Source organism: Pseudomonas sp. C2B4, from assembly GCF_013359695.1.
In the GTDB taxonomy this organism is placed as follows: domain Bacteria; phylum Pseudomonadota; class Gammaproteobacteria; order Pseudomonadales; family Pseudomonadaceae; genus Aquipseudomonas.
Window position 1 is genome coordinate 1 of the sequence record NZ_JABFMU010000029.1, and the last position, 25,223, is coordinate 25,223.

At 59.5% G+C, this 25,223-nt stretch carries 22 protein-coding genes, 1 tRNA gene and 2 pseudogenes; 16 read left to right on the forward strand and 9 right to left on the reverse strand.

The window, feature by feature from the left end; translation table 11 throughout:
- Nucleotides 1–155 precede the first annotated feature (155 nt).
- Genes HNQ83_RS18270 through HNQ83_RS18280 form a run of 3 tightly spaced genes read left to right on the forward strand, consistent with a single transcriptional unit; the run spans nucleotide 156 to nucleotide 3,721 of the window.
- A complete protein-coding gene (locus HNQ83_RS18270) occupies nucleotides 156–815 on the forward strand; it encodes a paraquat-inducible protein A (protein ID WP_175390226.1) in 660 nt (219 codons plus the stop codon).
- Nucleotides 802–1,425 carry a paraquat-inducible protein A gene (locus tag HNQ83_RS18275; RefSeq protein WP_175390227.1) on the forward strand — a complete coding sequence of 208 codons (624 nt, stop codon included), beginning with the start codon at nucleotides 802–804 and terminating at the stop codon, nucleotides 1,423–1,425. Before HNQ83_RS18270 ends, HNQ83_RS18275 begins: the two co-directional genes overlap by 14 nt.
- Nucleotides 1,418–3,721: a PqiB family protein gene (locus tag HNQ83_RS18280; RefSeq protein WP_175390228.1), complete on the forward strand. Its 2,304-nt coding sequence runs from the start codon at nucleotides 1,418–1,420 to the stop codon at nucleotides 3,719–3,721. Before HNQ83_RS18275 ends, HNQ83_RS18280 begins: the two co-directional genes overlap by 8 nt.
- A 151-nt stretch (nucleotides 3,722–3,872) precedes the next feature.
- On the opposite strand, the gene mksF is transcribed toward HNQ83_RS18280, so the two are convergent.
- Genes mksF through mksB form a run of 3 tightly spaced genes read right to left on the reverse strand, consistent with a single transcriptional unit; the run spans nucleotide 3,873 to nucleotide 8,681 of the window.
- Nucleotides 3,873–6,713, reverse strand: a complete 2,841-nt coding sequence (gene mksF / locus HNQ83_RS18285) for an Mks condensin complex protein MksF (RefSeq protein WP_175390229.1) — start codon at nucleotides 6,711–6,713, stop codon at nucleotides 3,873–3,875.
- Nucleotides 6,710–7,411: an Mks condensin complex protein MksE gene (gene mksE / locus HNQ83_RS18290; protein WP_175390230.1), complete on the reverse strand. Its 702-nt coding sequence runs from the start codon at nucleotides 7,409–7,411 to the stop codon at nucleotides 6,710–6,712. The genes mksF and mksE overlap by 4 nt, the downstream gene beginning before the upstream one ends.
- Complete coding sequence (mksB, locus tag HNQ83_RS18295; RefSeq protein ID WP_175390231.1) at nucleotides 7,401–8,681, reverse strand: Mks condensin complex protein MksB; 1,281 nt, start codon at nucleotides 8,679–8,681, stop codon at nucleotides 7,401–7,403. The genes mksE and mksB overlap by 11 nt, the downstream gene beginning before the upstream one ends.
- A gap of 219 nt (nucleotides 8,682–8,900) precedes the next feature.
- Between mksB and HNQ83_RS18300 the strand changes: the two genes are divergently transcribed.
- Nucleotides 8,901–9,647 (forward strand): energy transducer TonB, encoded by a 747-nt coding sequence (locus HNQ83_RS18300; RefSeq protein ID WP_175390287.1) that lies wholly within the window; start codon nucleotides 8,901–8,903, stop codon nucleotides 9,645–9,647.
- Complete coding sequence (gene rimI, locus HNQ83_RS18305) at nucleotides 9,640–10,092, forward strand: ribosomal protein S18-alanine N-acetyltransferase (protein ID WP_007981794.1); 453 nt, start codon at nucleotides 9,640–9,642, stop codon at nucleotides 10,090–10,092. The genes HNQ83_RS18300 and rimI overlap by 8 nt, the downstream gene beginning before the upstream one ends.
- 125 nt (nucleotides 10,093–10,217) lie before the next feature.
- On the opposite strand, the gene HNQ83_RS18310 is transcribed toward rimI, so the two are convergent.
- Nucleotides 10,218–10,613 (reverse strand): serine kinase/phosphatase, encoded by a 396-nt coding sequence (locus HNQ83_RS18310; protein ID WP_175390232.1) that lies wholly within the window; start codon nucleotides 10,611–10,613, stop codon nucleotides 10,218–10,220.
- A gap of 140 nt (nucleotides 10,614–10,753) precedes the next feature.
- On the opposite strand from HNQ83_RS18310, the gene can reads away from it, so the two are divergent.
- Nucleotides 10,754–11,398: a carbonate dehydratase gene (gene can / locus HNQ83_RS18315; protein ID WP_175390233.1), complete on the forward strand. Its 645-nt coding sequence runs from the start codon at nucleotides 10,754–10,756 to the stop codon at nucleotides 11,396–11,398.
- Between the two features lie 18 nt (nucleotides 11,399–11,416).
- Here can and HNQ83_RS18320 read toward each other — a convergent pair whose 3' ends face one another.
- From HNQ83_RS18320 to HNQ83_RS18330, 3 genes are all read right to left on the reverse strand, one after another.
- Complete coding sequence (locus tag HNQ83_RS18320; protein WP_175390234.1) at nucleotides 11,417–11,932, reverse strand: SET domain-containing protein-lysine N-methyltransferase; 516 nt, start codon at nucleotides 11,930–11,932, stop codon at nucleotides 11,417–11,419.
- 141 nt (nucleotides 11,933–12,073) lie between these two features.
- Nucleotides 12,074–13,246, reverse strand: coding sequence for a hypothetical protein (locus HNQ83_RS18325; RefSeq protein ID WP_175390235.1), 1,173 nt, complete (start codon nucleotides 13,244–13,246; stop codon nucleotides 12,074–12,076).
- Nucleotides 13,247–13,342: 96 nt separating this feature from the next.
- Nucleotides 13,343–14,761 (reverse strand): TIGR00366 family protein, encoded by a 1,419-nt coding sequence (locus HNQ83_RS18330; protein ID WP_175390236.1) that lies wholly within the window; start codon nucleotides 14,759–14,761, stop codon nucleotides 13,343–13,345.
- Nucleotides 14,762–14,961: 200 nt separating this feature from the next.
- Between HNQ83_RS18330 and HNQ83_RS18335 the strand changes: the two genes are divergently transcribed.
- From HNQ83_RS18335 to HNQ83_RS18370, 9 genes and pseudogenes are all read left to right on the forward strand, one after another.
- A complete protein-coding gene (locus HNQ83_RS18335; RefSeq protein ID WP_175390237.1) occupies nucleotides 14,962–16,275 on the forward strand; it encodes an MFS transporter in 1,314 nt (437 codons plus the stop codon).
- 213 nt (nucleotides 16,276–16,488) lie between these two features.
- Nucleotides 16,489–17,127: pseudogene (locus tag HNQ83_RS31675) on the forward strand (PAS domain-containing protein); the annotation flags it as partial.
- A gap of 150 nt (nucleotides 17,128–17,277) precedes the next feature.
- A pseudogene (locus HNQ83_RS31680) lies at nucleotides 17,278–17,715 on the forward strand (methyl-accepting chemotaxis protein); the annotation flags it as partial.
- 159 nt (nucleotides 17,716–17,874) lie between these two features.
- Nucleotides 17,875–18,474: a flavin reductase family protein gene (locus HNQ83_RS18345; protein WP_175390239.1), complete on the forward strand. Its 600-nt coding sequence runs from the start codon at nucleotides 17,875–17,877 to the stop codon at nucleotides 18,472–18,474.
- Between the two features lie 139 nt (nucleotides 18,475–18,613).
- Nucleotides 18,614–19,174 carry a DUF2975 domain-containing protein gene (locus HNQ83_RS18350; RefSeq protein WP_175390240.1) on the forward strand — a complete coding sequence of 187 codons (561 nt, stop codon included), beginning with the start codon at nucleotides 18,614–18,616 and terminating at the stop codon, nucleotides 19,172–19,174.
- A 7-nt stretch (nucleotides 19,175–19,181) separates the two neighbouring features.
- A complete protein-coding gene (locus HNQ83_RS18355; RefSeq protein WP_175390241.1) occupies nucleotides 19,182–19,394 on the forward strand; it encodes a helix-turn-helix transcriptional regulator in 213 nt (70 codons plus the stop codon).
- A 69-nt stretch (nucleotides 19,395–19,463) separates the two neighbouring features.
- Complete coding sequence (locus tag HNQ83_RS18360) at nucleotides 19,464–20,102, forward strand: LysE family translocator (RefSeq protein ID WP_175390242.1); 639 nt, start codon at nucleotides 19,464–19,466, stop codon at nucleotides 20,100–20,102.
- A 10-nt stretch (nucleotides 20,103–20,112) separates the two neighbouring features.
- Nucleotides 20,113–21,207 (forward strand): D-alanine--D-alanine ligase, encoded by a 1,095-nt coding sequence (gene ddlA / locus HNQ83_RS18365; RefSeq protein ID WP_175390243.1) that lies wholly within the window; start codon nucleotides 20,113–20,115, stop codon nucleotides 21,205–21,207.
- An 85-nt stretch (nucleotides 21,208–21,292) separates the two neighbouring features.
- Nucleotides 21,293–21,721: a molybdopterin-binding protein gene (locus HNQ83_RS18370; RefSeq protein WP_175390244.1), complete on the forward strand. Its 429-nt coding sequence runs from the start codon at nucleotides 21,293–21,295 to the stop codon at nucleotides 21,719–21,721.
- Nucleotides 21,722–21,785: 64 nt separating this feature from the next.
- On the opposite strand, the gene ggt is transcribed toward HNQ83_RS18370, so the two are convergent.
- On the reverse strand, nucleotides 21,786–23,630 hold the full coding sequence (gene ggt / locus HNQ83_RS18375; RefSeq protein WP_175390288.1) for a gamma-glutamyltransferase: 1,845 nt from the start codon (nucleotides 23,628–23,630) through the stop codon (nucleotides 21,786–21,788).
- A 165-nt stretch (nucleotides 23,631–23,795) separates the two neighbouring features.
- Here ggt and HNQ83_RS18380 point away from each other — a divergent pair, with 165 nt between their 5' ends.
- Nucleotides 23,796–24,905: a DUF2817 domain-containing protein gene (locus HNQ83_RS18380; protein ID WP_175390245.1), complete on the forward strand. Its 1,110-nt coding sequence runs from the start codon at nucleotides 23,796–23,798 to the stop codon at nucleotides 24,903–24,905.
- 189 nt (nucleotides 24,906–25,094) lie between these two features.
- Here the strand turns inward: HNQ83_RS18380 and HNQ83_RS18385 are convergent.
- Nucleotides 25,095–25,171, reverse strand: a tRNA-Met gene (locus HNQ83_RS18385).
- Nucleotides 25,172–25,223: the final 52 nt, after the last annotated feature.

Here is a 25,223-nt window from a genome sequence, read left to right on the forward strand (position 1 = left end):
TCGTCAAGATTAAATTCCGAAACCCCAATTGCGAAAGCAGTTGGGGTTTTGTTTTTTCCGCTAGAAAAGCACGATGTGCTTGCGCACAAATTTGCACAGTTATTTTTGATTCAGGGCACTAGAATAGTCCCAACTTTTTCGGAGCCAGAGTCTTTATGCCAGATCCGGTTGATGCCTCCGGGCTGTCAGAATTACCGCTGGACGATTTGGTGGCGTGTCATGAGTGCGACTTGCTGATGCGCAAGCCTGAACTCGCCCACGGCGAGAAAGCCCTGTGCCCGCGCTGTGGCTACGAGCTCTACGCCCATCGATATAACGTCGTACAGCGCAGTCTCGCCTTGGTGATTGCGGCACTTTTGCTGTACATCCCGGCGAACTTTTTACCCATCATGCAGCTCAATCTACTCGGGCAGTCATCGCAGGATACTGTCTGGAGCGGTGTTGTCGGCCTTTTCAACACGGACATGCAAGGCGTTTCCGTCATCGTCTTCCTGTGCAGTATGGGTATCCCGCTGCTCAAGCTGCTCTGTCAACTGGCCGTCCTGCTGAGTATCCGTTTCGATGTCGGTCGTAGCTACGGCTTGCTGCTCTATCGGATTTATCACCATCTACGAGACTGGGGAATGCTTGAGGTCTACCTCATGGGCGTGCTGGTGGCGATCGTAAAACTGGCAGATATGGCAGCCATGACCGTAGGTCTTGGATTGGCGTGCTTCATCGGGTTGTTATTGGTTCAGGTCTGGTTGGAGGTTGTGATGTCGCCTCACCAGATCTGGCAGGCATTATCAGGAGAGGATGCCCATGCGGGCGATTGATGCAGGCATTCTGATTTGTGCCGAATGCCATGAATTGAACAGGCAGGAAGCTGATACCGACGAACAGGTCTGTACTCGCTGTGGTGCGTTGGTTCATGCCCGACGTCCGAACAGTCTGATGAGGACCTGGGCGTTGCTGATCACGGCGGCAATTCTCTACATACCGGCCAACGTTCTGCCGATCATGACCGTGAGCTCACTGGGCAAGGGTGATCCCAGCACCATCATGTCCGGTGTCATTCAACTGGTGCAGCACGGCATGATTCCCATCGCAGCCGTGGTCTTTATCGCCAGTATTCTGGTGCCCACCTTCAAACTGGTAGGCATCGCACTGCTGTTGTACTCCGTGCAGCGTCATCAGCCACTCTCGGCCCGGCAGCGCATCTGGATGTACCGCTTCATCGAGTTCATCGGCCGCTGGTCGATGCTTGATATCTTCGTGATCGCCATTCTGGTGGCGGTCGTGAATTTTGGACGGCTTGCCAGCGTCGAGGCCAATCTTGGGGCTATCGCATTTGCCAGCGTGGTGATTTTGACAATGCTTGCCGCAGTAACTTTCGATCCCCGACTAATTTGGGATAACACGGAGTCGGACGACGACCATGACTGATTTGCCTGTAGCGAAAACCCGACCGGCCTCGAACTGGTCCGCCATCTGGGTGTTGCCCCTGATCGCCTTGATGATTGGTGGCTGGCTTGGCTGGCGTGCGTACAACGAGACCGGTATCGAGATCCAGGTACGCTTCGAAAGCGGCGAGGGCATTCAATCCAACAAGACCGAAGTGGTCTACAAGGGCATGTCGGTCGGCAAAGTGAAGGCGCTCAAACTCGATGACGAGGGCGCCTCCAAAGGTGTGATAGCGACCATCGAGATGAATAAGGATGTGGAGCAGTACCTGCGTACCAGTACACGCTTCTGGTTGGTCAAGCCGAGCGTGAGCCTGGCCGGTATCACGGGACTGGAGACGCTGGTCTCAGGCAATTACGTCGCGATCAGCCCGGGCGAAGGGGAGCCTGTCCGCAAGTTCAAGGCGCTGGCTGAAGAACCACCCTTGTCCGATGCACAACCTGGCCTGCATCTGACAATCAAGGCCGATCGTCTGGGCTCGCTGAACCGTGGCAGCCCGGTGTTCTACAAGCAGATCAAGGTTGGCCAGATCAAAAGCTTCTTGCTGTCCGAGGACCAGAGCACTGTTGAGCTCAAGGTGTTCATCGAGCCGACGTACGCCAAGTTGGTGCGCAAACACACGCGATTCTGGAACGCCAGCGGTATCAGCATCGACGCCAATCTGTCTGGCGTGAAAGTACGCAGTGAATCCCTCGCCAGCATCGTTGCTGGTGGTATTGCCTTTGCCACACCGGAAAACCGCAAGGACAGTCCACCAACTGATCCAAGTCTGCCATTCCGTCTCTATGAAGACTTCGATGCCGCCGCGGCCGGGATCAAGGTCAAGGTCAAGCTCAGTGACTTCGAAGGCTTGCAGGCCGGTCGCACACCGGTGATGTACAAAGGCATTCAGGTCGGCACACTCAAGGCGCTGAAGGTCGATCCGGACCTCAACGCCGCCAGCGCGGAATTGACGTTGGACCCACTGGCCGAGGATTACCTGGTCGACGGTACTCAATTCTGGGTGGTTAAACCCTCGATCTCACTCGCCGGCATCACGGGGCTCGAGGCGTTGGTCAAAGGTAACTACATCGCCGTGCGTCCCGGAGACAAAGGTGCTGCGCCACAACGTGAGTTCGTCGCGCGACCCAAGGCTCCGCCGCTGGATCTTCGTTCACCAGGCCTGCACCTGGTGTTGTTCACTGAAAACCTCGGTTCGCTGGAAGTCGGCAGCCCGGTTCTCTACAAACAGGTCAAAGTGGGTTCGGTTCAGAGCTATCAGTTTTCGCGCAAGAGAAACCAATTGGTGATCGGTGTCCACATCGAGAAGGAGTACGAAAACCTGGTCAACGCTTCGACACGTTTCTGGAATGCCAGCGGCATTACGCTGACCGGCGGGCTGACCGGCGGGATTCAAGTCAAGAGCGAGTCGTTGCAAAGCCTGATGGCCGGCGGTATTGCCTTTGAAACACCGGAGGCCAAGGCCCCGCTGCAGCGGCGTATTCCTCGTTTCCGGTTGTTTGCCAGCCATGAAGACGCCACGCAAAAAGGCGCAATGATCACGCTCAAGGTTGACCGTGCCGATGGCCTGCGCGTCGGGACACCGATTCGCTACAAAGGGCTGGATGTCGGCAAGATCGAAAATGTTGACCTCAGCGATGATCTGCAATCGGTGCTGCTCACGGCCCGTATCACTGAAGTGCCTGATCGCATCGCCCGGGTCGGCAGCGAGTTCTGGGTGGTCAAGCCGGAGCTGGGACTGATCAAGACGTCGAACCTTGAGACACTGGTGACCGGGCAATACATCGAAGTGCAGCCTGCATCGAAGAACCTGGGTCCGCAGAAGAACTTTGTCGCGCTGTCCAGTCCGCCTGAGACCGCCAAGACCGAAGCCGGATTGAGCCTGGTCTTGAGCGCTGCCCGCCGTGGCTCGCTGAAGGCCGGGGTGCCTGTGACCTATCGCGAAATCACGGTGGGCAAGGTGACGGGGTATGAGCTGGGGCAGACGGCGGACCGGGTGTTGATCCACATCCTCATTGAGCCGAAATATGCGCCGTTGGTGCGTAGTGGCACCCGCTTCTGGAACACCAGCGGTTTTGATTTTGATGTGGGTCTGTTCAAAGGCGCGACGGTGCGTACTGAATCGCTGGAAACCATGATTCAGGGCGGTGTCGCGTTTGCCACGCCGGATGGCGATCGCATGGGCAGTGCGGTGCGTCCGGAGCAGACGTTCCCGCTGTTCGACAAGTTTGAAGAGGAATGGCTGACCTGGGCGCCGAAGATTTCCCTCGGCAAGTAGCAGGGAAATGATAGTGCGCCTGTGATGACGCCTTCGCGGGCTTGCCCGCGAAGAGGCCCTGGAATGCACCGAAAAGCCGAATGAACGCCCACAAAAAAGGCCGCGATCCAATATGGATCGCGGCCTTTTTGTTGTCATCAGTTAAAGCCAATCAAACCGCATCCAGCTCCGGTTCATCCGCTTCGACATTGACCGTCGCCTTCACCTGATCGTGACGACGAATGTACTTCCAGTCCGCTTCGTCAATGTAGATACCGGCCGGGCCACTGCCGCCTTCCAGGTCGATGGCGACACTGGCGCAGACTTGCGGCTTCACACTCGCCAGGATCGGCACGAAACCCAGTTGCAGGCTGGTTTCCAGCAGGGCTGCCTGGTTTCTCTCGTCGATGTCCGCTGCCTCATCGAGGTAGTACGGCAAGCGCACGCGCCCGGCGAGGTCGCGATCCATCAAGTGCAGCAACAAATACATGTTGGTCAGCGCCTTGATGGTCATGGTGGTGCCGTTGGATGCGGCGCCGTCGATGTCGGTGTGGATCACCGGCTGGCCGTTGACCTTGGTGATCTCGAACGCCAATTCGAACAGGTCCTTGAGGCCGAGCTGGTTGTGGTTGGCGGCGACCAGGCGCGCCAGGTATTCCTTGGCCTCTTCGTTCTTGTTGTCCTGTTCCGCGCTCTGGCTCAGGTCGAACACCGACAGCGTCTCGCCTTCTTCGTACTGGCCGGCGCTGTGGATGATCTGGTCGATGTGCTTGAGCGCTTCCTTGTTCGGCGCGAGGACGATACGGAAGCTTTGCAGGTTGGACACCTGACGCTTGTTGATCTCGCGGTTGAACAGCGCCAGTTGGTGTTCGAGGCTGTCGTAGTCGCTACGAATGTTGCGCAGGGTCCGGGCGATGTCGGTCACGGCTGCACGACGGGCCTTGCCCAGGGTCAGGGCTTCATCGGTACGGTGTGCGTACGCGTTGATCAGCAGTTGCAGGCGACGCTCCATATCGTCTTCGCTGTCGAATTTGGCCACGCCCTTGAGGCGCACCTGAGCGTACAGCGCTTCGATCTGGCCATCGGCACGCAGCAGGCCTTGCCAGCTGTCCTGGTAGTCGTTGAGCAGCGGCAGCAGGTTGTCCATGGAGTCGTCGACCGGGTCCATGAACGGCGTGCCGAACGGCAAGTCTGCCGGCAGCAACTGACGGCGGCGCAGGGCGTCGTCGAGGGTGCGTTGCTTGGCTTCCATGTCAGCGATCTGCCGACCGACCAGTTGCAGCTTGGCCGACAGTTGCTGGACGCGTTCGGTGAAGGCATCGCTGGAGCGCTTCAATTCGTCCTGCGCGGCTTCCATCTGCGCCAACTGTTCAAGCTTGTCGCCTTCTTCGGCACTCAAGGTTTGCGCGCGACGGAAGTCTTCCAGGGCTTTCTGCGCATCCAGCACTTGCTGATACAGCGCTTCAGTCTGAGTCTTGCTCGCGGCGCGGTCGGCGGCCACGGCTTGCTGGGTTTTCAGTTGCTTGAGTTCTTTGTCCAGACGCTCTTTCTGGTCGCGCAACGCCGCACGGTCAGCCAGGGCTTGCAGTGCGGGTGGTTCGATGTGCGAGAGGTCGATGGACAGGCCCGGCACTTCGAAGCGCTCGCCTTTGAACCCATCGAGAATCAATTCCACGGATTTGACCCAATCGCCATTCTCGTCCAGCGCAATGCCATGTTCGCCCAGCGGCAGGCTGAACAGCGCGCTGTTGAACAGACGCATCAGGCGCTCGACATCCTGTTGCGAGAACTCTTCGCGCAGGCGGGCGTAGCTGTTGTTGTCGGCGTGATCGAGTTGCTGCTTGACCGACTTCAGGCGCTTTTCCAGGTCCCGCAGACGCTCTTCCAGGTCTTCGGCGCTGAACTGGCGCGACTGGGCCAGAGCACCGGCCAATTCGTCGTGAGCATCTTTGGCGGCGAGCAGTTGTTGCTCAAGTACTTTGACGTCGTCGACCAGGGCGAAGCGATGCTTGAGCACCGACAACTCGCCAAGCCAGCGCTGGATACCAGTGATTTCCCGCTCCAGACGCATCAGTTCCTGCGTGCCGCCGCGCTGATCGTTTTGCAGTTCGTCCTGCTCGCGACGGTAGTGCTCGGCCTGGATGGTCAGCTCTTCCTTGCGCGCACTGGCGTAGTCCGACCAGGTGCCGAGCAGCGAGTCGAGCAGCGGCGACAGGCGATGCAGTTTGCCGCGCAGCACGTCGCGCTGTTTCACGCCGTTGGCCAGTGCTTCGACCAATGGACCGGCGGCGACCAGCGAGTTGTAGTCCTGTTCCATGCGTCGTACATCGCGGAAGGCTTCTTCGCACGCGGCGATGTAGTCCACGCTGCCGGAACGCAGGCTGTGCTCGAAGGCATCGAGGAACAGTTGCTTGAGCTTGGCCGCAGTGATTTCGCGCATGTGCAGCAGGTTGATGAACAACGCCCGGAAGGTCTTCAGGCTCTGTTCGCTGGTGGAGCGCAGCGGGATCAGCGTCAGGTCCAGCGGAATTGACGTGTGACCACCAACCAGCAAACGGCGCAGTTCGTCCGGCTTGAGTTCGTAGGCTTTCAGGCCTTCACGCTCGAGGTTGGTGAACAGCTCCTTCTGGCGCAGGCAGGTGTCGTTTTTCTGGTAATGGGCCAGGTCCAGTTTGCCGGCGTAGGCAAAGAACTGGTGACCGAAACCACCGCCCGGGCCGCGGCCGACCACGCCGATCACATGCGGGCCGTGGGGCAGCGAGACTTCGACCAGGATGTAGCTGGTGTCCGAGGCGAAGTAGAAACGTCGGGATTGTTCCAGGCTGTACTTGCCGAAACTCATGTCCGACATGCGCGCCAGGATCGGGAACTGCAAGGCGTTGATCGAGGCGGATTTACCGAGGTTGTTCGCGCCGTAGACCGACAGCGGCTCTTCCAGCGGAAACAGGCCGAGGCTGTAGCCGGCAGTGTTCAAAAGGGCAAAGCGGCGGATGCCGTAGCGTTCCTTGCTCATGCGTCGAGCTCCTGTTCTTCGGCAATGGCGCGGGCCAGCGCGTCTTCTTCGCTCTCGCCTTCGAATTCACTAAGGTCGAGCGGATCGTCGGTCTGCAGCAGTTTTTCGTCGCTGTCTTCGTCGATCAGCACCGGTGCCGGCAATGGCAGCACGCTGTGCAGGCTGGCGGCGAGGTCGCGGTCCTGCTGCACTGACAGGCATACGTCGAGGAAGCGGTGCATGGGCGGCAGGAATCGATAAACACCGTTTTCTTCGCTGGCAAACCCGAGCTGGGTCATGCGGCGCATGATCTTTTCTTCCAGCTCGTCCTGAGTCTGCACTTCGGCCTGGATGAACAGGTCGCGGTATTTTTCAAGCAACGAGGGCAGTTCATCGCGGCCGATGCTGCCACCGTCGAGTACGGCGATCGGGTCGCGACCCTGGTCGGCCAGATGCTCGACGAGAATGAAGGTGAACAGCGCCAGGCGCTGGGCGGTCTTGTTCACCGCGGCGGCGGCGAGGTCCGGAACGAAGTAGTAGAAACCTCGGGTGTCACACACCAGTTCAAAACCCAGGGCCTTGAACAGCGTGCGGTACTGGTCCTGAAAGTTCGACAGCTGTGCGTACAGCTCCGGGTCGCGACGGCTGACGTGGTAACCCTTGAACAGCTCGCGAAAGATCGGCGCCAGCTGGGACAGTTCGGAAAGATCAAGATGCATGTGGTGTGCTCGCAGAATTCTCGGAGGCGTCATCACCGGCCGAGAGCAGGGCGAAGGAGCGCAGGCTGACCTGGTGCTCGTGTGTGTAGTAGTCGCGACGTTCCAGGCGCTCGCGCTTGAAGCGTTTTTCCCGTGACAGGCGCGAGAACCAGTACAGCAATTCGTCGGTGGCGCCGTCCGGTTCCTGTTCCAGCAGCCAGGTCATCAGGTCCGGCATCGGCAAGGCGTCTTCGCAACGGTCGAGCATCTCCCGGACCGTGCGCGGTGCGCGAGGGGCATCGCCGCCCTTGTTGGTCTTGTGCGCCTTAGGGAAGCGTGCCGGTTTCGGTTCGAAACGGGCCAGGGCGTAAACGTAGGCCTCGACCTGGCTGGCGCTGCCAAGGAAGGTGCTTTGTGGCCGGGTAAACATCGGCATGGCCGCTTGTGGCACGGCGTCGATGCCCTTGCGACGAATCATCGACAGGGCCAGCGCGGCCCCCCGGGTCACGGCGTTGTGCCGGCGCGCTTCTTCGCGCAGCGGCAGCAGCAGTTCGCGGGCATGACGCAGGGTCAATTGGGCGCTGGTCTGCATTTCGAGAATGCGCGCGTGGGTGCGCAGCAGCATGTCGTCGTCGACCAGATGGCCGAGGCGCTGCTGTTCGGTGAGCATCTTCAGCAGTACGTTTTCGACCTTTCTCACGCCTTGTTCGAAAGCGCCGTCAGCGTTCACCAACTGGATCATCGGCTCGACGTATTCGTCCCAGGTCGCCAGTACCTCGGCATAACGCTGGCGCAACGGGATCTGCCGGTCGCTGGTCTTGGCCCGCTCGGCGACGACCACCAGTGCCTGTTCGTCGTTGGCCAGTTTCTTCAAGACATCGCGCACACGCATGTCGAGCAGACGCAGTTGGCGCGCGAGGTCATTGCCATCGCGAATATCGAAGGCGTCCTGGATGTAACCGGCCAGGCGTTCGAGGTGGCGCAGGTAGGCTTCGATCTCCAGGCACAGGCCCAGGCGGTGTTCACGGCGCAGATAGGCGAGGAAGTCGTGAATCTGCGCATTGAGCTCGAAACGGTTCGGGCTTTTGGCCACGGGAACCAGAATGTCGAGGCGAATCCACACGTCCAGCAGGCTGGTGATGTCCTGCGGCGTACTGTCCAGTTGCTGGGCGGCCAACTGTGAACGCAATTCGTTGAGGCTGAGGGTGCCTTGGTCGAAGTGCTCGCACAGTGGCTCCAGAAGTGCCCAGTGTTCAGCGAGGGCGCGCAAGACGCGCTTGGGTTCGATCATCGGAATGGCCGGCTGGTTGGCGATTAAAAGCCGCGATTGTACTGCATCGCTGGCGTGTCGATTCACTCTCGGGACGGGCTGTCGCTTTTCTTTAGGTCAAGTCTATCGATCAACAGCAGGCGATCTTTAGCGAAGGGCGGTAGAATCTCCGCACTTTAGTTATCCACAAGTGGCTGACCTTTGCTTATCGAGTCCCGTCGCCGCGCCTATCTGAGCGCCATGCAGGTGGTCAACTGGCTGCCGCGTACCGAATTGCCCTTTGCTGCGCCGTCGCGGCCCGAATGGCTGGAGCCGCCCGAGCCGTTGGTCGTTGCCCCGCAAGCACCAGCGCCTGTGGCCGAGGTTCCCGCGGAGCCTGTGGTCAAACCAGCCGAGCGGGTGAAGATCGAGGTGCCGCGACCGTCGCTGGCGAGCACGCGCACCGGGGCCAAACCGGTGGAAGAGGCCGAAGAGGCGCCGGTCGTCGCCAAAGTCGCACCTGTACCGCCTCCGCGATTCGCCCTGCAATTGCTGCGAGCCGGGCGTTGCCTGCTGTTGGTGGAGTTACCCACAGGCGAAGCCTTTCAGAGCCGCGATCCGGCGTATTTGCTGCTCAAGGACATGCTGCGCGCCGCCGGTCTGCCGGACAGCCCACAGATCGTTGGTGAGCCGGTGCGTTGGCCGCTGCTGGTGCGTGGTTCCATGGATCAGGGGCCGGAAGCCGCTCGCGACTTCGTGCAGGGTTTTCTCTCGGCTCGACTGGAAGACGCACCGTGCGTCTGTTTGTGGCTGATCGGCCTGCCGGCGGTGCGCTTTGCCGGTGAGGCGAGCGCCGAATCCTACAACCGCGAACTCCAGGTCGAAGGCCTGGGTTCTGTCTGGGCCTTGCCGGGCCTGGAATTATTAATGGAAGAGCCACAGCGTAAGGCTGATGTCTGGCAAGCCATGCGTCGGCTGATGGCGCGCTGGAAAGAATCGAATGAGTGACGCTGTATCGTTCCGCCCGATGACCGAGGCGGACCTGGAAGCTGTACTGAAAATCGAATACGCCGCGTACAGTCACCCCTGGACCCGCGGCATTTTTCTCGATGGCCTGGGCAAGTACCAGATCTGGCTGATGTTCGAAGGTCAACAGCAGGTCGGCCACGGTGTGGTGCAGATCATTCTCGACGAGGCGCATCTGCTGAATATCACCGTCAAACCGGAAAACCAGGGCCGTGGCCTGGGTTTGACGCTGCTGGAGCATCTGATGTCGATTGCCTACAAGGCCGATGCCCGGGAGTGTTTCCTGGAGGTACGCGACAGCAATACTGCGGCGTTCAAGTTGTATGAGCGCTATGGCTTCAACGAGATCGGCCGGCGGCGGGATTACTACCCGGCGGTGGGTGGGCGCGAAGATGCGGTGGTCATGGCCTGTACTTTGGTCGATTGAGATTGAAAGCTTCGCGAGCAGGCTCGCTCCCACAGTGAGCCTGTTTAGTACATAAATACTGTGACTCATCCAGGTCTTTGTGGGAGCGAGCCTGCTCGCGAAGGCGTCCTGGCAGGCACTGAAAATCAGCGCTTTTTGTCGAGCGGATCACGCCGCGCCAGTTCCGCTTCATCCAACCCCTTGCCACCCCCGATGTCCTCTTCATCGACAATGCTCAAATCCCAATCAGCCTGGCTGTCAGCACCGGTTTCATGGGCATCCCGGGCACCATCTTCCCGGATCAGGGTTTCAGGACTCATGTCGTCTTCAGTGGGTTCATGGTCAGAGGTCGAAGCACCGGTCATGCCAGCTTCACGTACGCGCCTGCGCGACATCCGTTGCTCGCCCGTCAGTTCGTCACCGATTTTGGCGCCGGGTTCTTCCTCATCGAAATCCAGCTCGTGCACCGAACCCATGCGGTCTTCGTTATCATCAACGGGCTCCGGTTGCACTGCATCGTAGGGACGTCGTGATTCAGTCATGGCCATTCCTCATACTATGAGTCTTACTAGGTGGACTCACCGGGCACATGAGAATTCCAATGAAAACACCTGTGATCCTTTCGTGACCCCGACAGGCGGCTGTCTGTCAAAGCAGCAAATCATTCTTGAGGCTTCCCAGCATGCACGACTTACAAGACCTGATTGATAACAACGAGCGTTGGGCTGACGCAATCACCAAGGAAGATCCGGATTTCTTTGCCAAGCTGGCTCGCCAGCAAACACCTGAATACCTGTGGATCGGCTGCTCTGACGCGCGCGTGCCGGCCAACGAGATCGTTGGCATGTTGCCGGGGGATCTGTTCGTACACCGCAACGTGGCCAACGTTGTGTTGCATACCGATCTCAACTGCCTGTCGGTGATTCAGTACGCGGTCGACGTGCTCAAGGTCAAGCACATCCTTGTCACTGGCCACTATGGCTGCGGCGGTGTACGCGCATCGATGCAGGATCGCCAGTTTGGCCTGATCGATGGCTGGCTGCGTTCGATTCGCGATCTTTACTACGAAAAGCGCGATGAACTCGCCCAACTGGCCACCGAAGAGGAACGGGTGGATCGCCTCTGCGAACTGAACGTGATCCAGCAAGTGGCCAACGTCGGCCACACCAGCATCGTGCAAAACGCCTGGCATCGCGGGCAGAACCTGTCGATCCACGGCTGCATTTATGGCATCAAGGACGGTCGCTGGAAAAGCCTGAACACCACCATCAGCGGCTTCGAGCAATTGCCGCCGCAGTACCGCCTGCGTCCGTTCGAGCCGCTGTAAGCCCCGTTGGCTTTGTTCCTACAGCCGACGCCAGTGTTGTAAAAAACGCTGGCCGTCGGCGTTGGGCTGCTCATCGTAGCCGGTGATCCAGCCCCGGCAATTGTGCGCGCCACAGCGACAGGCGAACTGGCGCAGCAGTTTGTCTTCGCTGACGGTGTAATCCATCGTCAGCGAGTCGCCTGTTTGAATGTCCTGCAGCGCCCATAACCACAGATCGATCAATTCGAGATAAACATTGGGGTTACACGAGTGCTGCAGCAATCCGCAAAAGCGCGGGTCGTAGACATGTACGCCGGGCGCCAATTGCCGGGTATGTTGGCCGCGATAGGGCAGCAAGTGCCCCGACACTCGGCAGACTCGGCTCATTCGGGGAAACTCGCGCAGTGCCATGGCGGCCACCGGTTTACCGGTGTTGTTCGTGATGATCTTGAAGTCGGCCAGGGACGGAAAACCTAACTGTAGGGGCAGCTCGGTAAAGGGGTAGACACCTTCGGGGGGACGTGCGGGAGAGTGGTGCGATGCATTGGCTTTCATAACGATCCTTGTCGGCTAGGTGCTGCGACCTCCATCTGCTGACGATCCTGTCAGCACTGCAGCACATGGGTACGGCCCAAGCCTCTCGCAGATAGAACGGGCGGTCTACTGTCACAACTGACAGGATGACCGCCGTTCATCCTAGAATGGCGGCGGGGGAAGCGCGGTGGCCGGCGCTGGCGCCTTGAGCTGCTTGAGTTGGGGCGCAATTGTCGCTGACGCGCATTTGGCCACGGCCTGTGCGGTCTTCAGGTTGCGGATCGAAGTGTAGAACAACTCGCAGGTTTTCTCTTTCTGGGCCACTTGCCAGGTCTGGGTACAACTTTTGAGCTCGATGTCGGGATTGCTCTCCGGGTCCCGGCCCATGGCGGCTTGCCAGCAGGCGACACTCAAATCCTGCCCCATGACTTTCAGGCCCGCCGTATCGGCCTTGGCCTGGGCATCTTTGCCCGTATAGCTGGCCGGGTCGGCGACGTACCAGATGTAACTCGGGTGGTTGGAACCCAATACGGGCACTTTCACGCCGTCGCTCGGGCTGATGTTGACCAGGCTCAGAACATTCACGGTCGGCCCGTACTGCTGCTTGATCCAGTTACGCACTGGCGTACCGAAGGCGACCATCGGCAATGCTATTCCGCTGGCATGCACGCTGATGTTTTTGACCATCGTGGCCTGGTAATCCTTGAAATAGTCGTAGACACCTTCCAGGTCCTTGCCGGCGTTGGATGGCGCGGCAATCGGGGCGATATCGATGATGGTCTGGAAGCCCGGCGTCTGTTCGGCCGGGATACCGTTGATGGTCAACAACGAGGCCCAGCGATCCGTCGTGTCGGACCTCAGGTAATCCTGGGCTTGGGTCAGCGAATAGTCCGGGGGGAAGTGCAGCAACTCGACGCTTCTGCGGTTTTCCAGCGCCAGGCCCAGTGGCAGGAACAGGTTCCAGCTATACGCCCACTTGCCGTCGGCATTCAGTTTGCTGGCGCCGTTATAGGCCAGATCGCCCGCATCGAGCAGCGCGGCCAAAGGTTTTTCATAACTTCTGGGCACTCCGCTGATGTCGGCGACGAGCTGACCCTTATCGGTTTTGACCAAAACCTTCGCGTCGCTGTAACCGTCGCGTTGCACGCTTTGGGTCAGGTAATGCTCGACGGTTTGCTCCAGCGTCCAGTTGCGAAAGCAAATCACATTGCAATTGTTTGGATAAGAAAACAGCCGGGTGACGCGTTCGGTGTTGCCCAGCTTCAGGCTGACATCGGCGTGGGCGGTGGCGCTCAGGGCGAGGGCGGCGAGGGAGAGTCCTGCAAGTTTGAACATGCACAGGTCCTTTTCAGCGTTTAGATCCAAACCTTATTGAAGCAGACATGACCGGACAAAGAGTGGAGCCGATAGAAATATCGGCTCCTTTGGGTTTTACGGCATCACCGGTGGCGTATACGCCAGCGTCGTCCCCAGTGCCCACAGCAACACCAGCACCAGCGGCGTGTGCACCAGCAACTGCACGAACGAAAATCCGATCAAGTCCCGTGCCTTCAACCCCAGCACACCCAGCAGCGGCAGCATGTAGAACGGGTTGATCAGGTTAGGCAGTGCTTCGGCGGCGTTGTAGATCTGCACGGCCCAGCCCAGGTGGTAGTTCAAGTCGTTGGCCACTTGCATCACGTACGGCGCTTCGATGATCCACTTACCGCCGCCGGACGGGATGAAGAAGCCGAGAATCGCCGAGTAGACGCCCATCAACACCGCATAGGTGTCGTGGGAGGCAATGCTGACGAAAAAGGTCGAGATATGGTGAGCCAGCGTCTGCGCATCGGCGCCTTTGACCGTGGTCATCAACGCGGCGATCGAGCCATACAGCGGGAACTGGATCAGCACGCCTGTGGTGGTCGGCACCGCACGGGCCACCGCATCGAGGAAGCTGCGCGGACGCCAGTGCAGCAGGGCCCCGAGCATGATGAACAGGAAGTTGTAGGTGTTCAGGCCGGAGATCGCACTGATCGCCGGTTTGGTCGAGAACTCATGGAACAGCCATCCGGCGGCCAGCAGCACCAACAGGATAGTCAGCAGCGGGCTGTGCTCCAGCCATTCGCCGGGACGGGTGCGCGGTTGCAGGGGCGGCAGATTGAAACTCGGGTCGACGCCGCAGGCCTTGGCGTCACGCGCCGAAGCCGGGCCAGGGGCCGTGGCATACGCAATGATGATCGAAATGACGACCAACGCCAGCAGCATCACACCGGATTGCCAGAGAAAGATGGTTTGAGTGAACGGAATCACCCCGGTGATCGACAGGATCGACGGCGGCAGGCTGGCCGGGTTGGCCTGCAATTGCGCTGCCGACGACGACAGGCCCAAGGCCCACACCGCACCCAGACCGAGGTAAGCCGCCGCCCCGGCGGCACGGTAGTCCATTTTCAGATCGGTCCGGCGGGCGAGGGCGCGCACCAGCAAACCACCGAACACCAGTGACAGGCCCCAGTTCAGCAACGACGCGACCATGGAAATCAATGCGACCCAGGCCACGGCGGAGCGGCCGTTTTTCGGCAGTTTCGCCAGGCGATCGATCAGTTTCACCGCCGGTGGCGAACTGGCGACCACATAACCGCCGATGACCACGAACGCCATCTGCATGGTGAAGGGGATCAGACTCCAGAAACCATCGCCAAACGCCATGGCGGCGTCGGTGGGTTTGGCACCCATGGCCATGGTGGCCACGGCGACGATAATCACCGCCAGGGCGGCAAACACCCAGGAATCGGGGAACCAGCGTTCGGCAAAACTTGAGCAGCGCAGGGCAAAGCGGGCGGAGCGGCTATCTTCGATATCAGCGGCCACGGGAATACCTCGGATTTTTATGTTTGTTGTGGTCCTCGGGGCGGCACGGGCCCGTCTGGACAGGCACTAACAGTAAATCAACCGCTGGTCTTTTGCGGGGCTGATTTGCGGCTATGGGACTTTGGTCTAACGGGTTGTCCGCAGGCGCGTTTGCGTAGACCATGGGCGCCTTGGTTTTTGCCTGTGTCAGAGTTCTTTCAATGACTGCCAACATCGATTCGCGTCCGGCGCCGTTCAGCCGCTCGGACTACAAAACCCTTGGGCTTGCGGCCCTCGGCGGGGCGCTGGAAATCTACGATTTCATCATTTTCGTATTTTTCGCGCTGACCTTGAGCCAGCTGTTCTTCCCGCCGGAAATGCCGGAATGGCTGCGATTGCTGCAAAGCTTCGGCATCTTTGTCACCGGTTACCTGGCACGGCCTCTGGGCGGCATCCTGATGGCGCATTTCGCCGATCGACTGGGGCGCAAGCGGGTGTTCAGCCTGAGCATCCTGATGATGGCACTGCCGTGTCTGCTGATCGGGATCATGCCGACTTACGCGCAGATCGGCTATTTCGCCCCCCTGCTGCTGTTGCTGCTGCGAGTCCTGCAGGGGGCGGCCGTGGGCGGTGAGGTGCCGAGCGCCTGGGTATTTGTTGCCGAGCACGCGCCGGTTGGCCATCGTGGTTACGCCCTGGGTTTTTTGCAGGCGGGTCTGACCTTTGGCTACCTGCTCGGCGCCTTGACGGCGACGTTCCTGGCCCAAGCCTTCACTCCGGTAGAAATTCTCGATTACGCCTGGCGCTTCCCGTTTTTGCTGGGCGGTGTGTTCGGTGTGATTGGCGTCTGGTTGCGTCGCTGGCTCAGCGAAACCCCGGTGTTCATGGCCATGCAGGCCCGGCGTGAGGAGGTCGGCGAACTGCCGCTGCGGGCAGTCCTGCGTGAGCATCGGCTGGCGATGTGGCCGGCGATGATTCTGACCTGCGTGCTGACTTCGGCCGTTGTGGTGTTCGTGGTGATCACCCCGACCATGATGCAGAAAACCTTCGGCATGACCGCCAGCCACACGTTCGCCCTGAGTGCACTGGGCATCGTTTTTCTGAACATTGGCTGCGTGCTCGCGGGGTTGCTGGTCGATCGCATTGGCGCCTGGCGCACCGTCATGCTCTACAGTTTGCTGCTGCCGCTGGGCATCGGCGTGCTCTATAGCTGCCTGATCAGCGGTGGTCACTGGATCGGTCTGGCTTATGCGGTCGCGGGGCTTGGTTGCGGGGTGGTCGGTGCAGTGCCGTCGGTGATGGTCAGTCTGTTCCCTGCGCGAATTCGCGTGTCGGGTATCTCCTTCACGTACAACATTGCCTACGCCGCATGGGCGAGTATCACACCGCTGCTATTGATCGGTCTGATGCCGTGGAGCCCATGGATCTGCGTGATTTTCTGTGCGGTGATGGGCGCGGTGGGCGCGAGCAGTGCTGCGTACTTCGGTACGCGTATGCCGAGAATGGCCGGTTGCTCCGCCGCCGGTACCCTGTGATCGAAGGGAGCGGCTGACGCTGTGCAACTTTTTTTGTAGGACAAAGCTGAAACGCTCTTCAGAAAAGACCCACAAGGCCGATGGCTAGGCTGCATATCGCTTTCTATCCCATCGGTGCGTCCCATGTTCAATAAACGCTTGAAGCAGGAGCTGTCGGCTCTTCGTGAAGAACTTTCCAGCCTTCAGCAAGTGAAGGAAAGTCTGGAAAGCGAGATGCTCGTGCTGACCCTTGGTTCTGATGGGCGGGTGCAATCGGTCAATCAGAACTTCCTCGATGAAATGCGCTACAAGAGCCACGAGCTGATCGACCGGCACATCGAGGATATCGTCCCTGATCATGTGAAAACCGATGAATTCCACCAACGTTTCAAAACCGCGCTGACCCGTGGCGAGCACTTTGCCGGTGCAGTGCGCCTGTTGCGTGGTACCGGCGAGGAAGCCTGGCTGCGTTCAATCGTACAGCCTGTGCGGTCCTCGGATGGCCGGATCAAGCAATTCTCGATTTTCTCCAGCGACCTGACCCGCACCATCGAGGCCTCCCGTGAACATGAAAACCTCATCGGCGCGCTGGTGCGTTCGACGGCGGTGATCGAGTTCGACCTCAATGGCAATGTGCTGGCCGCCAACGATCGCTTTCTGTCCGGGATGGGCTACAGCCTGGCGCAGATCAAGGGCAAGCATCACCGCACCTTCTGCCTGCCGGATGAGGCCAACAGTGCCGAGTACCAGAATTTCTGGCGCCGCCTGAACGCGGGAGAGTACGTGGCTGGTCGTTTCAAGCGTATCGATAGCCATGGTCGTACGGTCTGGCTGGAGGCGTCCTACAACCCCGTCGTCGATGCCAACAACAAGCTCTACAAAGTGGTGAAGTTCGCCACGGTGATTACCGATCAGGTCAATCAGGAACAAGCCGTTGCCGACGCCGCGAACATTGCCTACAGCACGTCGCAGCAAACCGACCAAAGCGCCCAGCGTGGCAATGCGGTGGTGACGCAGGCGGTGAACGTGATGCGTGATCTGGCCAAGCACATGCAAACCGCGGGCGACGGCATCGAAGCTCTGAACGAGCAGTCATTGGTCATTGGAACCATCGTCAAAACCATTAGCGGTATCGCCGAGCAAACCAACCTGCTGGCGCTCAACGCTGCTATCGAAGCAGCCCGTGCCGGTGAGCAGGGACGAGGTTTTGCGGTGGTGGCGGACGAGGTTCGGCAACTGGCCTCGCGCACCAGCCAGGCCACCGATGAGATCGTGCTGGTGGTGCGTCAAAACCAGGACATGGCCCGCAACGCCGTGGCCCTGATGACCGACGGCAAGCTCCAGGCGGAACAGGGGCTGGCGCTCGCGGCGGAAGCGGGCACGGTAATTGTCGAGATCCAGGATGGCGCCCAGAAAGTCGTGAATGCGGTGGGGCAGTTCGCCAATCAGCTGTCGACCTGAGAAGTCTTCCTGTAGGAGCGAGCTCGCTCGCGATGGTCTTCAACGATAACGCGTGCGCCCTGAATGCCCGCGTAGACATGACACCCATCGCGAGCGAGCTCGCTCCTACAGACAGAAGGACCCGCTACAATCGGCTCTTTTCCCCAGGAGCAGACATCCATGAGTGCCTCCCACCGCCGCCCGGTCCCTTTGCCCAAAGCCTATCGTTTGCTCAATCACGGGCCGACCGTGCTGGTCAGTGCCGCCCATGGTGGCGAGCGCAATATCATGGCGGCAGCCTGGGCCATGCCACTGGATTTCGAACCGCCGAAAATCGCCGTGGTACTGGACAAGTCCACCTGGACCCGCCAACTGCTGGAAGCGTCGGGCACTTTCGTGTTGAACGTTCCCTGCGCCGCGCAGGCCGATATTGTGCAAACCGTCGGTTCGACGTCCGGCCTGGAGCTGACTCGGGATCAAGGACGTGACAAGTTCCAGACCTATGCCTTGCAGACCTTCAATGCCGAGTTGATCGAGGCGCCGATGCTCGAAGGCTGCGTCGCCTGGCTGGAATGCCGTCTGCTGCCGGAGCCCGATAACCATCAACAATATGATCTGTTCCTGGCCGAAGTGATTGCCGCTCAGGCCGACGAACGCGTGTTCAGCGACGGGCGCTGGCACTTCGAAGGTCAGGATGCGTTGCGCACTTTGCACCACGTGGCGGGTGGGCATTTCCTGACCATTGGCGATCCGCTGGACGGCAAAATCCTGTCGCCGTAAGCAACACGGTTACGCAATTCTGAATCATGCGCAGTGCACGCAGATGCGTTTCTATATGTGTATTGCAGTAATAAATTATTGTTTTGCGATAATTCTTGGCTTAGGTTTTACGCACATCCATTTCTATTGGGGTAGTGCCGTGACTTCCAATCGTCTCGCTCAACTGAGTCAACGCATGGCTGCGGTGACGCTTTTTCTTATCGTTGCAATGCTGGCGATCAATAGCGCGCTGTGGCTCTTTCCGTTTCTGGCGGCGCAGGACGGATGGAGGCTCGGTTTCGCGTTGACCGATCGCCAGCTCTCACCTATCACTGAGCAGGCAATGTTGTTTCCATGGTGGCAGAAACTGGGGGGCATTTTGTTGTCGAGTGTACCGTTGCTGGCGCTGGCGTACGGTTTGGCACACTTGCGTCGCTTGTTCCAAAGCTATTCACGCGGTGATTATTTTTCCAGCGCGGCCGCCGTTCATTTGGGGTTGGTTGGAAGGGCCGTAGCACTTTGGGTGGTGTTCGATTTTCTATGCGAGCCACTGCTCAGCCTTTGGGTGACGATGAACGCTCCCGTGGGTGAGCGGCTGATAACCATCAGTGTCACGGCGCCCACCTTCGTGGCTTTATTTCTGGCTGCCTGTATAGCGATCATCGCGCGTATTCTCAGGCAGGCCAGTGAAGTGGACTCCGAATACCGCAACTTCGTTTGAGATTTCTATGTCAATTGTCATTCAGCTGGATGTGATGCTCGCGATGCGCAAGGTCAAATCCAAAGACCTCGCTGCCGCTATTGGCATTACCGAGGCGAACCTGTCGTTGTTGAAGCAAGGCAAGGTCAAGGGGCTGAGGCTTGGGACTCTGGATGCGATTTGCAAACATCTGGACTGCCAGCCCGGAGACCTGTTGATTCACGTACCTGACGGCGAGTAAAAGCAGGTATTGCGGTCGGGTTTGCCCTGGCGCTGCATCCAACTCATTAACCACACAGTGATCAATGCAATGGAACACTTGAACGTGAGCTATGTTGCACCGTTGTTGTCGCTGGCGTTGCTGTGGTCGGTCGCGGTGGTGACGCCCGGGCCGAATTTTTTCAACATCGCGCAATTGGCCGTCAGTCAGTCCAAGCGTCATGGCGTCGTCGCCTCGCTGGGTGTGGCGACGGGTACGGTGCTTTGGGGGCTGGCGGGAGGCATGGGCATCAAGTCGCTGTTCAGCGCGGCACCGACGCTTTATCTGGGTTTCAAGATCGCCGGTGGTTGTTACCTGATTTATCTGGGCTTGAAACAGTTCAAGCGCAAAGCTGCGATGACGGCGGCTGATGGTTCGAGTGGCGGACCGGCACGCACCTTGTTGTCGGTGTATGGTCAGGGTTTTCTGGGCAACATGACCAATCCCAAGGCAGCCCTGTTCGTGGCGACAATCTTCGCCACCGCCATGCCCGCTTCAATACCGCCCACACTGCTGGCGCTGGCCGTGCTGACCATGGCGACCTTGTCCTTTAGCTGGTATTGCAGTGTGGCGCTGCTGTTCTCGAGCCGTCGGATGTCGCGGATCTACGACCGTTCACACAAATGGCTGGATCGCTTTGCCGGCAGTTGTTACCTGCTGTTCGGCGCGCATCTGGTGGCCAATCGTTGAGGTGTTTTGAATGAGCAAACTGCGTGTAGGCATCATCTTTGGGGGCCGCTCGGCTGAGCATGAAGTGTCGCTGCAATCGGCGAAAAACATCGTCGATGCCCTGGACCGTTCGCGTTTCGAGCCGGTGCTCATCGGTATCGACAAACAAGGCCACTGGCACCTCAACGACCCTTCGAATTTCCTGCTCAATCAGGAAAATCCGGCCCTGATCGCCCTCAATCAATCCAACCGCGAATTGGCGGTCGTTCCGGGCAAGGCCAGCCAGCAGTTAGTGGAAACCTCCAGTCAGGAGCTGCTGGGGCATGTTGATGTGATCTTCCCGATTGTCCACGGCACCCTTGGTGAAGACGGTTGCCTGCAAGGACTGCTGCGCATGGCTGATTTGCCGTTTGTCGGCTCCGATGTGCTGGGTTCGGCGGTGTGCATGGACAAGGACATCAGCAAGCGCCTGCTGCGGGATGCCGGACTGGCGGTCACGCCGTTCGTGACGCTGAACCGTGCCTCTGCGGCTCGGATTCAATTCACCGATGTTGTGGATAAGTTGGGATTGCCCCTGTTTGTCAAACCGGCGAACCAGGGCTCTTCCGTCGGCGTGAGCAAGGTCACCGACGAGGCCGAATACGCGGCGGCTATCGGGTTGGCATTGGGTTTCGATGAAAAAGTACTGGTCGAGTCCGCCGTCAGCGGCCGCGAGATCGAATGCGCCGTGCTCGGCAATGACGACGCCATCGCCAGCGGTTGTGGCGAGATCGTGGTGCACAGCGGGTTTTATTCCTACGACAGCAAGTACATCGACGACAAGGCTGCCGAAGTGGTGGTGCCAGCCAATATCAGTGTGGAGGCCAGCGAGCGCATCCGTGCCATGGCCGTCGAGGCGTTTCAGGTGTTGGGTTGTTCCGGGCTGGCGCGGGTCGACGTGTTTCTGACCGACAGCGGTGAGGTGCTGATCAACGAAATCAACTCACTGCCGGGATTCACTCGCATCAGCATGTACCCGAAACTGTGGCAAGCCACTGGAATGACCTACAGTGAGCTGGTCACGCGGTTGATCGACCTGGCGCTGGAAAAACACCAGGCTCGACAAGCGCTGAAAATCAGTCGTTAAGTGGGTGTGACATTGCGTCATGCCCGCTCAGACAGAATGATGCTGTAGGTTGTATACAATAATAACCAGCAGAGGCTACAAAATCATGAAGGTCAGCGCCCGTAACGTGTTTAAAGGCACCATCAGCCAAGTGCAGTCCGGTGCCGTCAACGCGGAAATATCCCTGAAGTTGCCCGGTGGCAATGAGCTGGTGGCCGTGGTCACGATGGAAAGCGTGAAGAACCTCGGCCTTGCGGTTGGCAAGGAAGCGGTCGCGTTGGTCAAGGCGCCATGGGTCATGCTGATGACCGATTCCAGCGACATTCGCCTGTCGGCGCGCAACTGCCTTGAAGGCAAGGTCACCAGCGTCACTGATGGCGCGGTGAACGCGGAGGTGGTGATCAAGCTCGACGGCGGCACCGAGGTCTACTCGATCGTCACCCGCGATGCCGTGGCTGAACTGGGCCTGGCGCCGGGCGTGAGTGCGACGGCGGTGATCAAGGCGTCACATATCATTTTGGGCGTGCCGGCCTGATTTCAGATGTTCCATGAGAAAGGGCCTGCCGCACGGTAAGCCCTTTCTCACGTCTGCGTACCAATCAATCCCCCAACGATTCTCCCTCCCGCCGAGGATCGGCGCCGCCCGCCAGTGACGCATTGCCCTGCGCGTCCTTTACCCGAACAATCGCCTGGGTGCCACTGGTCATGTCGATTTCGCTCACGTTGTGGCCCTTGTCCTTCAACGCCTGAATCAGTGCCGGGCTGAACTGCCCGCGTTCCAGTTCGGTCGGGCCGTTGCGGCTGCCGAAGTTGGGCAGGTTGATGGCCGCTTGCGCATCGAGGTTCCAGTCGAGCAGGCCGACGGTGGTTTTGGCGACGTATTCGATGATTTGCGAGCCGCCGGGAGAGCCGACGCTGGCGACGAATTCGCCAGTCTGGCGGTCGAAGATCAGCGTTGGGGCCATGGACGAGCGCGGGCGTTTGCCCGGCTCGACGCGGTTGGCGACTTTTTGCCCGTTCTCTTCAGGGATGAACGAAAAGTCGGTCATCTCGTTGTTGAGCAGGAAGCCCTGGACCATCAGGTGCGAGCCGAAGGCGGATTCGATGGTGGTGGTCATGGACACGGCGCCACCCTGGTCATCGACGGCCACCACTTGCGAGGTGGAGATTCGCAGCGGTGAGCGATCCGTCGCGTAAGCCACCTGAATGCCCGGTGGCGTTCCCGGTTGGGCCGTACCCATGCTGCGCTCGCCGATCAGCGCGGCGCGGCTGGCCAGATAGACCGGGTCCACCAGGCCTTTAACGGGTACCGGTGTAAAGTCCGTGTCGGCCACGTATTGGGCGCGGTCGGCATAGGCCAGGCGCTCGGCTTCGGAGATCAGGTGCACAGCGTCGGCGGACGGTTCGATACCGGCGGGGAAGTGGGTCTTGAGTGGCTTCATCGGTGCCAGGGCGAAACGTTTATCGCGCGTTTCCAGTGCCTGCAACGTCCCCAGAATCTGCGCCACGGCGATCCCGCCCGATGATGGCGGCGGCATGCCGCAAACCTGCCAGCGTTTGTAGTCGGTGCACAGCGGATCGCGTTCCTTGGCGCTGTAGCCCTTGAGGTCGGTCAGCGACAGGCTGCCCGGGTTGGTGTGGCCTTGAACCTTCTTCACGATTTCTTCGGCAATGATGCCTTTGTACAGGGCGTCAGGTCCTTCCTTGGCGATACGTCGGAACACGGCGGCCAACGCCGGGTTTTTCAGGCGTGTGCCAATGGCTTTCGGGCTGCCGTCGGCATTCAGGAAATACGCCGCCATGTCGGGTGAGTGGCGCAACTTTGAGTCCGAGGCGATCAACAGATGAAGGCGCGGCGAGATGGCAAAGCCTTGTTCGGCGAGATCGATGGCCGGTTCGAACAACTGCGCCCATGGCAGGCGACCGTGTTTTTGATGGGCCAGTTCGAGAGCGCGCAACACGCCGGGCGTCCCCACCGAGCGACCGCCAATCTGCGCTTGGGTGAACGCCATCGGTTGCCCATCGGCTTGCAGGAATAGTTTCTCGGTGGCGCCGGCCGGTGCCGTTTCGCGACCATCGTAAGTACGCACGGACTTGCCATCCCACAGCACGATCAACGCGCCACCGCCGATGCCCGACGATTGCGGCTCGACCAGCGTCAATACCGCCTGCATGGCAATCGCCGCATCGATGGCCGAGCCGCCGCGGCGCAGCATCTCTCGCCCGGCTTCGGCCGCCAGTGGGTTGGCGGCTGCCGCCATGTGTTTCGAGGCGTGCCGGGTCTGCAGGTCGGTGCGATAACCTGAGGCGCTTTCCGGTGCGAGTGGCAGCTTCGAGATCGACGGCGAAGAGGGTGGAGCGTTGCAGGCGCCCAGGGTTATCGCGGCGGCGATCAGCGACAGTGCCGACAGGCGAAAGCGGCTCAAGTGGAAGGCTGAAAACACGTTGGGCACTCCGTCCTGGGAAAAGGGTCTGGGGACTTTATCGGCCACCACCCAATGGCGCAAACCGAGACCGGCGACAAAGGCGCTTTTGTCCTTCATGAATGGGCGGAATTTCTGTAGGGTCGTTGCCAACAGCCAGGCCAGAACAATCAACAAGAGGCGCACATGCACACCGAGTTTCCGACCCAGCCCAGCTATCGCTCCCAGCGTGAACAATTCCTCGCGGCGGCCACCGCGGCCGGGGCGACATTGACGGAGTATCCACACCCGCTCAAAGGGCCGTTCGGCGAGCATTTGAGCACTGACGTGGCGGTACTGGGCGATCCTGGCGCCAAGCGCCTGCTGATTGCGCTCAGCGGCACCCATGGCGTCGAAGGCTTCTATGGCTCGGGTTGTCAGATCAAATGGCTACAGGAGTTGGGCAAACGCTCGCTGCCGGCCGATGTCGCCGTGGTGATGATCCATTCGATCAACCCATGGGGCATGGCGTGGTTGCGCCGGGTGAACGAAGACAATATCGACCTGAACCGCAATCACCTGAACTTCGAGAAATCATTGCCGGACAACAAGGCCTACGATGCGCTGCACGAAATCTATGCCTGTACGCAGTTGCAAGGCCCCGAGCGCGATCGCGCGGATGCGTTGCTCGATGATCAACTCCGCAGGCACGGTTGGCCGGCGGTGATGTCGATTGTCGAGGGCGGTCAGCATGCGTATCCCGATGGATTGTTTTACGGCGGGCTGGCGCCGAGCTGGTCGAACCGAACGTTGCACCAGATCGTTCAGAAGCATGTATCTCATGCCGATGTCGCCCTGTGCTTCGACTTGCACACGGGGGCGGGGGAGTACGGTCATCCGATGTTGCTGACCATCACCGAGGCGGTTTATCCGGCGCTGGCCGATGCCCAGGCAATTTATGGTCCGTGGCTCTACACCTTGCAGACCGGTGCGCAAACGCTGAGCGAAACCGGCGTTGCGGCCACTGCGACCGGCTACACCTCGCAGGCATTGCTCAACGCACTGCCGCAGGTGCGGTTGATGCCATTCGTCATCGAGTGCGGGACGTATCCGGGCCCGCAGGTGCATCGTTACTTGCGCGATGATCACTGGCTGCATTTGCATGGCAATCCGAGTGATGGGGTAGGGCGCGAGATCAAACTGAATCTGCTTGAGCAGTTCTATCCGGCGGATAGCGATTGGCAGGCCATGGTCTGGCTGCGCACCTGGCAGATATGGGAGCGGGCATTGTCGGCGCTGCCGACGATTCATAGCTGAGGCTGTTTCGTGTAGGAGCGAGCTTGCTCGCGATGGTCGTCAACGATTACGCGTGCTTACTGGTTGAGCGCGGTGCTCTTGAGTCCATCGCGAGCATGCTCGCTCCTACAATTTTCATGCGCCAATGAACGACCATTTTCTCGAGGCATAAAAAAACGGCCTACCTTTCGGTAAGCCGTTTTTAGTACTTGGTGGCTACACAGGGACTTGAACCCCGGACCCCAGCATTATGAATGCTATGCTCTAACCAACTGAGCTATGTAGCCAAGTGGCGCGCATTATTCACCGGTAATGCAGATGCGTCAAGCATAAATCTAA